The sequence below is a fragment of the Delftia sp. K82 genome (assembly GCF_002193035.1).
GTDB classification, from domain to species: Bacteria; Pseudomonadota; Gammaproteobacteria; order Burkholderiales; family Burkholderiaceae_C; genus Comamonas; species Comamonas acidovorans.
Window position 1 is genome coordinate 61311 of sequence record NZ_MYFL01000007.1, and the last position, 8724, is coordinate 70034.

At 68.0% G+C, this 8724-nt stretch carries 7 protein-coding genes and 1 pseudogene; 6 read left to right on the plus strand and 2 right to left on the minus strand.

Features of this window, described 5'->3' with window-relative positions:
* Nucleotides 1-114: 114 nt before the first annotated feature.
* From KDK82_RS29360 to KDK82_RS29380, 5 genes are all read left to right on the plus strand, one after another.
* Nucleotides 115-444, plus strand: a complete 330-nt coding sequence (locus tag KDK82_RS29360) for a hypothetical protein (protein WP_088166955.1) — start codon at nt 115-117, stop codon at nt 442-444.
* Nucleotides 441-1535: a GTP-binding protein gene (locus tag KDK82_RS29365; protein WP_088166956.1), complete on the plus strand. Its 1095-nt coding sequence runs from the start codon at nt 441-443 to the stop codon at nt 1533-1535. Before KDK82_RS29360 ends, KDK82_RS29365 begins: the two co-directional genes overlap by 4 nt.
* Nucleotides 1536-1558: 23 nt before the next feature.
* Nucleotides 1559-2749, plus strand: a complete 1191-nt coding sequence (locus tag KDK82_RS29370) for a PotD/PotF family extracellular solute-binding protein (protein ID WP_088167005.1) — start codon at nt 1559-1561, stop codon at nt 2747-2749.
* A 63-nt stretch (nt 2750-2812) separates the two neighbouring features.
* Nucleotides 2813-3889, plus strand: a complete 1077-nt coding sequence (locus tag KDK82_RS29375; RefSeq protein ID WP_088166957.1) for a GntR family transcriptional regulator — start codon at nt 2813-2815, stop codon at nt 3887-3889.
* Between the two features lie 128 nt (nt 3890-4017).
* Nucleotides 4018-4407 (plus strand): hypothetical protein, encoded by a 390-nt coding sequence (locus KDK82_RS29380; protein ID WP_013803741.1) that lies wholly within the window; start codon nt 4018-4020, stop codon nt 4405-4407.
* A gap of 61 nt (nt 4408-4468) precedes the next feature.
* Here KDK82_RS29380 and KDK82_RS29385 read toward each other — a convergent pair whose 3' ends face one another.
* Nucleotides 4469-5983: a murein L,D-transpeptidase family protein gene (locus KDK82_RS29385; RefSeq protein WP_013803742.1), complete on the minus strand. Its 1515-nt coding sequence runs from the start codon at nt 5981-5983 to the stop codon at nt 4469-4471.
* Nucleotides 5983-7233: a tetratricopeptide repeat protein gene (locus KDK82_RS29390; protein ID WP_256974572.1), complete on the minus strand. Its 1251-nt coding sequence runs from the start codon at nt 7231-7233 to the stop codon at nt 5983-5985. Before KDK82_RS29390 ends, KDK82_RS29385 begins: the two co-directional genes overlap by 1 nt.
* A gap of 547 nt (nt 7234-7780) precedes the next feature.
* Here KDK82_RS29390 and KDK82_RS29395 point away from each other — a divergent pair.
* Nucleotides 7781-8724: pseudogene (locus KDK82_RS29395) on the plus strand (hypothetical protein); the annotation flags it as partial.

Here is an 8724-nt window from a genome sequence, read left to right on the forward strand (position 1 = left end):
CGACACCCTCGGTGCGGGGCGGCGCGGCCGGCATAGGCCCTTCCTCGGTGTCTCTGCTCTTTGGCTGCGCCAGTTTCGCAGGCGGCTCCATTCGCAACCGAAAGGGTTTCTGTCATGTGTGGAATGTGCGGTTTGCTGCAGGCCTCCGGCCACTGGAGCCAGGCGCCGGCCGGCTTGGCCGGGCGCCGCCAGCGGCTGATTCAGATTGCGCGCGCCAACCGGCTGCTGGCGCTGTGGCGGCTGCGGCTCAGCGACTTCCATGGCCAGTCCTATGTGCTGGCCGGCCCCACGGGGGCCAGCGTGCTGATTGCCGATTTCGGCGCGCTGTGGCCCGCCGCCGAGCAGATGCTGGGCCGAGCCCTGGATCCGCTGGCCATGCCGTGGCAGCCGGCGCAGGCACAAGGGCAGGCACCAGCGCAGGAACACAGGGAGCAGGCGCCATGAGCGGACTGACGGACCACCACAGCGAGCGGCTGCCCGTAGGCGTGCTCACGGGTTTTCTGGGCAGCGGCAAGACCACGCTGCTCAGGCAGTGGCTGCAGGACTCGCCCGCGGGCGAGACTGCGGTGCTCATCAACGAATTCGGCGCCGTGGGGCTGGACCATCTGCTGGTGGGCCGCATAGACGCCGACACGGTGCTGCTGGACAACGGCTGCGTCTGCTGCGCCATACGCGGCGAACTCAAGGACGCATTGTGGCGCCTGCACCAGCGCCGCCTGCGCGGCGAACTGCCGCCTTTTCAAAGGGTGCTGATGGAGACCACGGGGCTGGCCGCGCCCGGCCCCGTGATCGCCACCCTGATCGGCGATGCGCAGCTGCGCCAGATCTTCAGGCCGGCCTTCATCTCCACCGTGGTCGATGCGCTGCATGCCCCGTGGCAACAGTCCCGGCGCCCCGAATGGCTGGCCCAGGTCGCGGCGGCCGACCGGCTGTACCTGAGCAAGACCGACCTGGCCACGCCACAGCAGGCCGAGGCACAGCGCGCGCAACTGGCGCAGATCAATCCCCTGGCCAGCGTCGTCACCTGCGGCCCTGGCGCAGCGGTACCGCCTGCCTGGCAGATGCAGGAATCCCATGCTCTGCAAACCGACTGGCTGGCACGCGCCATTGCCGGCACGCCGCGCGGCCGCACGGCCCAGGGCCAGGGCCAGGGTCTGCACGCAGGCGCCCAGGCGTTCTGCCTGGAACTTGACAGCCCGGTGGACTGGTGCGTGCTCACCCTGTGGCTGACCATGCTGCTGCACCGCCATGGCGACCGGCTGCTGCGCCTGAAGGGACTGGTGGCCGTGGCCGCGGATGGCTGGCCGCAGGGGCAGCCCACGGCGCTGCACGGCATGGGCCATCTCATGCACGCCCCCGAGCATTTGCCCGAGTGGCCGGGCGAGGACAGGCGCTCTCGCCTGGTCTTCATCACGGCCGGGCTCGATGAGCAGCAGGTCCGGGCCTCCTGGCAATCGTTCCAATCGTTCTACCGCCTCCACTCGCAGGACAATGGCAGCCAGACCCCGGCAAGCCCCTCACTCCACACTGCGTGAACCTCCACGGCAAGGACCGCAACATGCGCAAGAACGATCCCGAACTGCGTGTCCTCGGCACCTCGGTGACGCTGACCGAAGCCCTGCGCCAGCGTGCGCAGCAGGACCTGGGCATACGCATCCATTTCGAGGTGCTGGACGGCTTCGACGCCCAGCGCCAGGCCGTGATGCGCCAGGACAGCTTCGACCTGTACGACCAGTGGTTCCACAGCGTGGATTTCCTGTGGCCCACCGGCACCCTGCAGCCCATCGACACGGCGCGCCTGACCTGTTGGGAAGAGGTCAACGCCCTGCCCCGCACCGGCCGCATCACGCCGCAGGCGGCCTTTGGCGCGGGCTGCAATCCTGTCACGCGCCTGTATGTGCAGGCCGATGGCAGCGTCAGCGATGTGCCCAGCGCGCATATCTCCATGCTGCCGCTCACGCACAACGTCGACAGCTTTGTCTACCTGCCCGCCGCCCTGCCCGCGCTGTTCGACCAGGCCGAGGAAAGCTGGTCCTGGCTGGTCTCCCCCGCCTGCCGAGGGCGCGCTGCGCTGCAGGCCGATGCCGCCATCGGCGCGCTGGACGCGGCCCTTGCCCTGCAGGCCAGCGGCGACATGCGTTTCGGTGACATCAGCAACCTGGGGCTGGAGGAAATCGACCGGATGATGGCCGTGCTGCTGCAGCGGCAGGAGTCCGAGCAGTTCAGGGGCTTCTGGGGCAACTACGCCGATGCGGCACGGCTGATGATCGATGCAGGCGTTGCCATCCAGAGCCACTGGTCGCCGGCCATGGGCCACTACCGCGCGGCGGGGCTGGACTACCGGCTGGCCTGTCCGCGCGAAGGCTACCGCGCCTGGTACGGCGGCCTGGGCATCTCCAGCCAGGCCAGGGGCGACACGCTGGACGCCGCCTACCGCTACCTGAACTGGTGGCAATCCGGCTGGCCCGGTGCCGCGATGGCGCGGCAGGGCTACTACATCTCCAACCCGCTGCGCACGCGCGAGCACCTGAGCGCCAGCGAATGGGACTACTGGTACGCCGGCCTGCCCGCCGCCGAAGACCTGCAGGGCACCGACGGCCAGCTCGTGGTCCCGCGCGGCAGCGTGCGCGACGGCGGCTCCTACGAGCAGCGCCTGGGCCGCATCGCCGTCTGGAACACCGTCATGGACGAGCACAACTACCTGGTGCGCCAGTGGGCCACGCTGCTGCGCCGTGCGCGCGCCTTATAGTCCTGCCCGATGACGGCCCCGCCGGCGGCGGCACACGCACACGCACACGCAGATGAAGCAGGAATGAGAAGAGCCATAAAAGCATCCACGCAGACTGCGCGGGACGAAGAGACCGGCGAGAGCGGCGAATCTGGCGATTCCGAGCGCCGGCTGCGCTATGAACTGATACGCCAGCGCCTGCGCCAGGCCATCGTCGAGCAGCGGGTGGCGCCCGGCCTGGTGCTGCTGGAGGGGCCGGTGGCCAAGGTCTTCGGTACCAGCCGCATTCCCGTGCGCAAGGCCTTCGAGCTGCTGCATGCCGAAGGGCTGCTGAGCACCTTCGACGGACGCGGCTACCTGGTCGCCCGGCCCGGGCAGGCCGTGCAGCCCCAGCGCCTGACGCTGGACGCGCAGGCCCTGGGCCTGGAGGCGGGCCAGGCCACGATCCACATTCCATCGGAGAGCGAGCGCATCCACGACGAGCTGGAGCAGTCCATCTCCATCGCCATGATCTTCGGGCGCTTTCAGATCGATGAGAGCGCCGCCATGGACCACTTCAACGTCAACCGCGTGGCCCTGCGCGAGGTGCTGAGCCGGCTGGTAGATAGAGGGCTGGTGGAGAAAAGCACCTACGCCGCCTGGCGGGTGGCCGCGCTGACGGCACGCGCGGTGAATCAGGACTTCGAGCTGCTCGCCTTGCTGGCGCCCGCAGCGTTGCGCGAAAGCGGGCCGCGCCTGGACAGGGACATGCTCGCCAGCCTGCGCCACGGCCTGCAAGGCGCGACGGCGACAGGTGTTCCGGACACGCAGGAAACATTGCGCCTGGAACAGCGCCTGGAACAGCGAGTCGAGCAGCACCTGCATGGCGACTTCCTGGCCCGGCATCCCAACGACAAGCTGGTGGGCATGCTGCAGCAGTGCCAGATGCCCTGGCTGATCCACAGCACCTTCTGCCGCATGTTTCCGCAATCGCCCAACCCGCCGCTGACCGAGAACTGCCGGCAGATCGTCGATGCCTTGTGGGAAGGGGAGTACGAGCGGGCCGCACAGGCGCTGCAGGACTATCTGGCCCAGGCGCGCAAGCGCGCCCAGCTGCAGCTGAAGGTGCTGGCCGTGCTGCCTGAGACGCAGCTGCCCGCCTACCTGGTGCGGCAGACCTGATCTTGTGATTCGTGCAGTCGGCAGCCGCTGGCCGGCGCGGCTGGTTGCATGTGGAACCGCTGGTTTGCCTGCCGTTCACCGGGCGTTTACGCAAGCACGGCATATTGGGCGCCCAAAGGACCGCACCGATGAACGCCTTGCGCATCAGCACCACCGTTTTCACCGAAGCCAGATTCTGGAGCCTGGTGGTTTTCTCGGTCGTTCTTCCCTGCGCCATCTACGCGGCCCTGCTGGCCAAGCGCAGCATCTCGCGCACCACGGTGCTGCTGTTCGGGCTGGCCCTGGTGGCCATGGCGGGGGTGGATGTCTACCTGCTGCAAAGCCTGGCATCGGCGGCCCGGCAGACGCCGTCGCTGTCGGACAACGCCATCTTCGTCTCGGAGCTGTCCACGGCGCTGTACCTGCTGCCGGCCATGATTGGCGGGATCGGCGTGAACATGACCTCGCATGTGCTGATACAGCATCTGTTCGATGCGGAGCGGCGGTTCGACAGCAACCGCAAGAACGAGACCACCTGAGCCGGCCGGGCCCCGCCTGGCGCTATCGGACGCTATCGGGCGCAACCGGACTCGGCCCGGTTCAGCCCATCACGTCTTCGGAAAAGAGCTGCCAGCGCCCGCCCGTCTTGCGCCAGTACTGGCGCAGCGGCAGGCCTTCGGCGAAGGCCTTGCTGCTGGCGCGCAGGTTGACCACGCGGATCTCTCCCTTGGCATCTTTCCAGGAATAGATGGACAGGTCCTGCAGCGTCACGCCGGGGCGGTTCAGGTAGGCGGCCAGCCGTTCCTGCGATGCGCGCGAGGCAGGCGACTGCAGCAGGTCCGGCGCGTAGAGCGCGGCCAGCTTGCGCGGGTCGGCCCCGTCCCAGGCGCTCTTCCATTCCTCGACGACACGCACAAAGGCATCTGCCGCCTTCTGCTGGGCCTGGGCCTTGGGGGCCACCCACTGCAGCTTTTCGCGGATCAGCACCGGCGTCTGCCGGTCCACGGTCTGCATGAGCAAGGTGAGGTCGGGGTTGGCCAGCACCAGGCAGCCATCGCTGGCCTCGGGCGCGCGCGAGAACTGGTCGGGCGGCGAGCCATGCAGCCAGATGCCGCTGCCCGAGCGGCCCACGGCCTTGTCCCAGTCGTTGGGAAAGTTGACCGTGAGCGCGCCCTTGCCATAGAACTCCGGCAGCCGGGGTCCAGGGATGTGGCGGCCCACGAAGTAGATGCCCAGCGGCGTGCGCTGGTCGCCTTCCTGCCATTTGTCCGTGCCCAGCTTGCCCACGGAGACATAGAAATCCCCCACCAGCCGCAGCCCGCCCGCCTCATGGGCGAACAGGTACAGCCGTGACTTGCTGGCGTCGATGGCAATCGCATGCCGCACCGACGCGCCCAGCATCAGGAACTCGCCGGGAACGGAGCCCGCGGGCGGCGCGCCGCTGTCGGCCTGCAGGCGGCGCTTGAGTTCGTTTTGCAGATCCTGCAGCTGGGCCTGCGTGGGACTGGCCGGGCCTTCCAGCCGCGCGACACTGCCCACGGACAGGTTGTGCCGCACCAGCACGCCCTGGCCCGGATGGCCGGGAGCGGAGGAAGCGGCGACGGGCGTGCCCGCCAGCACCTCGCCGGCACGGCCGGTCTTGAAGCGCAGCAGGTCGGCATACACCAGCTGGGCTGCACGGAAATTGGGAACCTCGGCGGTGAGATCGCCGGCGGCCTTCAGCGCGCCGTCCAGATCCCGCTGCTCCACCTGGCGGATGATGGCCAGCAGGCGGGCCTCCGCCTGGCTTTGCTGTGCGGGGGCGGCTGCCTTGGCATGGGTGGCTGCCACGGCAGCGGCACCGCCCGCCGTGGCCACCGCAGCGGCGGCCAGGGCAGGCTTGCCCGATGCCGCGCGCAGCCTGGCTGCGCCCGCCTTGCCGGAGGCAGGCTTGGAGGAGACAGGCTTGGCAGCTGCCGTTTTGGAGGCCTTGGCCTTGGCCTGCCTGGCATGGGCTGCCGGGCTGAAGGACACCGCGGACAGCGCGACCAGCAGCACGGCCACCCCGGCGGCCCGCGCATGCAGGCGCAGCAGGCCGGTGGGTGGCAGTGCCAGGGGACGCGCTTTTTCAGGCATCAGGAGCCGGTTCCTTCATGGGTGATGCGCCATTGTCCCTTTTCGCGCTGCATGCGCAGGGTCTTGCGGGTAGTGGTCTTGAGCGCGCCCGATGCGTAGTACTGGCGGAACTGGGCCGTGGCCTTGTCGCCATCCACGGTCACCTTCAGGTCGCGCACATTGACGACGATGGCGGTGCGGCCAACGATGCGCTGGCGGCGCTGCTCCTTCCACTTGGCCAGGCTGCTGCCATCGGCCGGGGAGAAGTGGTCGCTGTAGGCGTCCAGGTAGCGGTCCATGTCCTGGCCGGCCCATGCGGTGGACCAGGCCTTGACGGCGGCTTCCACTTCCTGCGCGGCAGCCGATTGTGCGGCCTTCTTCTCATCGACGGCAGGCGCTGCCTTGGCAGGCTCGGCGGCGGCCACGGCGGTGGCGGCGGCTGCGGTGGCCGGAGCAGCGGCCTTGGCCGCTGCCTGCCTGGCTTCCTCGGCCGCGCGGGCCTTGTCCTGTGCGGACTGAGCTGCCTTTTCCTGGGCCAGCTTGGCCTCTGCCGCCTTGGCTTCCGCCGCCTTGGCCTGGGCCAGCTTGGCTTCTGCAGCCTTGGCCTCGGCAGCCTTGGCTTCTGCAGCCTTGGCCTGGGCGGCCTTGGCATCGGCGGCCTTCACTTCAGCGGCCTTGAATTCGGCAGCCTTGGCCTCTGCGGCCTTGGCTTCGGCGGCGCGGGTCTCGGCCAGCTTGGCGTCGGCTTCGCGGGCCTGGGCTGCCTTGGCATCGGCCACCTTGGTCGAGGCGGCCGTCGCTGTGGCCGTGGCCTGGGCCGTCTTGACCTGGGCGCCGCCCTGCTTGGGGAAGATCTGCGTGATCAGGGCCAGCTTGGGCTGGATGGCCTGGCGCGATCCGTCCAGCTGCAAGGCCTTGGCATAGGCATCGCTGGCCATGCGCGCATACAGGTCGCCCAGGTTCTCATGCGCCGTGGCGTAGCTGGGGTTGGTGCGAATGGCCTGCTCCAGCACTTCCGAGGCCTTGCGCTCCTGGCCCTCGGCGGCGTAGAGCACGGCCAGGTTGTTGTAGGGCTCGGGCAGGCTGGGGTAATCACGGGTCAGCGCCGTGAAGATCTTGATGGCCTGGGCGTTCTGGCGCTGCTCCGCCGCGATCACGCCCTGCAGAAAGCGCATCTGCACATCGGCCGGGTTCTGCTTGAGGTAGGCCTCGGCCTGCTTGGCGGCCTGGGGCGCCTTGCCCTGCTCCAGCAGCCGGGAGACCTCGTCCACCGCCTCCTGCGACGCATGGGCAAACGCCCCGCACAAAGCGGCCCCCAGGCTGAAGGCGGCAATGGCAACAGGTCGGGCTATCCGCAAATAGGTACGACCCGGCACTCGCGACGGAACTCTGGACGAAATCAGCATATGGGCGCTCTCTACGCAATGAAAGTTGGAAGACGGGCCTGTTCGCTTTTGGGCTTCTTGCACACGCCGATATGCGCCTGCAGCCAAAAGCCAGCGATTTTATAGGCGAAAGCCACCTTGCCCCGCTGCATGGGTCCTTGAGACAAGGGCCATGAAACACGGCGCAAAGCCTGCTCCGAGGTAACGGAGCGGACCGGGCGGCGTTACGTAACGTGTGCCGTAACAGACCGTTGCTGAGACATTGTGATCAATAACAAAAACCATGCAAATCAATATCTTAGGAATATTCCTAGGCCATCCAGACCTGCAACCGGCACATGGCATGCATGTTGCACAAAAGGGCTCGACAGATTTCACGGCTTCCAAGCCACCGTCTGACCTTGTCGTTTCAACCCTTGTCTGGAGAGAGCAAATGACCGCCCAATCGATGCAGCCCACTGGCAACACCACCGTCAGCCCCGTGCAGTTTGCTGACCAGCAGCCCTCCACCGTTGTGCTTGCACAGCTGGGCACATCGAACACGCAGCCCGGCGCGGCTGCGGTGCTCATGCCCCGGGGCGCCGGCCCCGCCACGATGTCCCAGGTCAGCCCGGGCGTGCAGATCGTGCGCAACGGAGAAACCCTGATGGCCCAGCCCGGCAGCGCGCTGCAGGTGGGCGACAAGATCATCGTGCCCGCCGACGGCAGCGCCAAGGCGCTGTTCCAGGGCAAGGACGGCCAGACCCTGGTCGGCACCTTCGAGGGCGGCACGCAGGCCACGCTGACCCAGCGCGACGGCGACGGCGCCGGGGCCATGGTGCTGGACCTGGCCTCTGGCAACGTCCAGGTGGCACCCGCCAATGATGGCGACGCCCTGGGCCTGATCGTCACCAAGGAAAGCGCCGCGGCCGCAGCCGGTGGCTCCGTGCTCAGCGACTTCCTGCTGGCCGGCCTGATCGGCGCGGGCGGCGTGGGCCTGATCGCAGCAGCCAACAGCAGCGACGACGATCCGGCGCCCCCGCGCCCGACCGACCCCACCAACCCGACGAATCCGACGGATCCCACGAATCCGACCAACCCCACGAACCCGACAAACCCCACCAATCCGACCAATCCGACCAATCCGACGGACCCCACGAATCCGACCAATCCCACGAACCCGACAAATCCGACCAATCCTACGAATCCGACCAATCCCACGGATCCTACGAACCCGACCAACCCCACGAACCCAACCAACCCTACGAACCCGACCAATCCGACCAACCCCACGGATCCCACGAACCCGACCAATCCCACGAACCCGACCAATCCCACGAACCCGACAAATCCGACCAATCCTACGAATCCGACCAATCCCACGGATCCCACGAACCC

Excerpts from the sequence above, each read along its gene's own strand:
- KDK82_RS29360 (WP_088166955.1), top strand. The coding sequence starts at position 115 with ATGTGTGGAATGTGCGGTTTGCTGCAGGCCTCCGGCCACTGGAGCCAG.
- KDK82_RS29365 (WP_088166956.1), top strand. The coding sequence starts at position 441 with ATGAGCGGACTGACGGACCACCACAGCGAGCGGCTGCCCGTAGGCGTG.
- KDK82_RS29370 (WP_088167005.1), top strand. The coding sequence starts at position 1,559 with ATGCGCAAGAACGATCCCGAACTGCGTGTCCTCGGCACCTCGGTGACG.
- KDK82_RS29375 (WP_088166957.1), top strand. The coding sequence starts at position 2,813 with ATGAGAAGAGCCATAAAAGCATCCACGCAGACTGCGCGGGACGAAGAG.
- KDK82_RS29380 (WP_013803741.1), top strand. The coding sequence starts at position 4,018 with ATGAACGCCTTGCGCATCAGCACCACCGTTTTCACCGAAGCCAGATTC.
- KDK82_RS29385 (WP_013803742.1), bottom strand. The coding sequence starts at position 5,983 with ATGCCTGAAAAAGCGCGTCCCCTGGCACTGCCACCCACCGGCCTGCTG.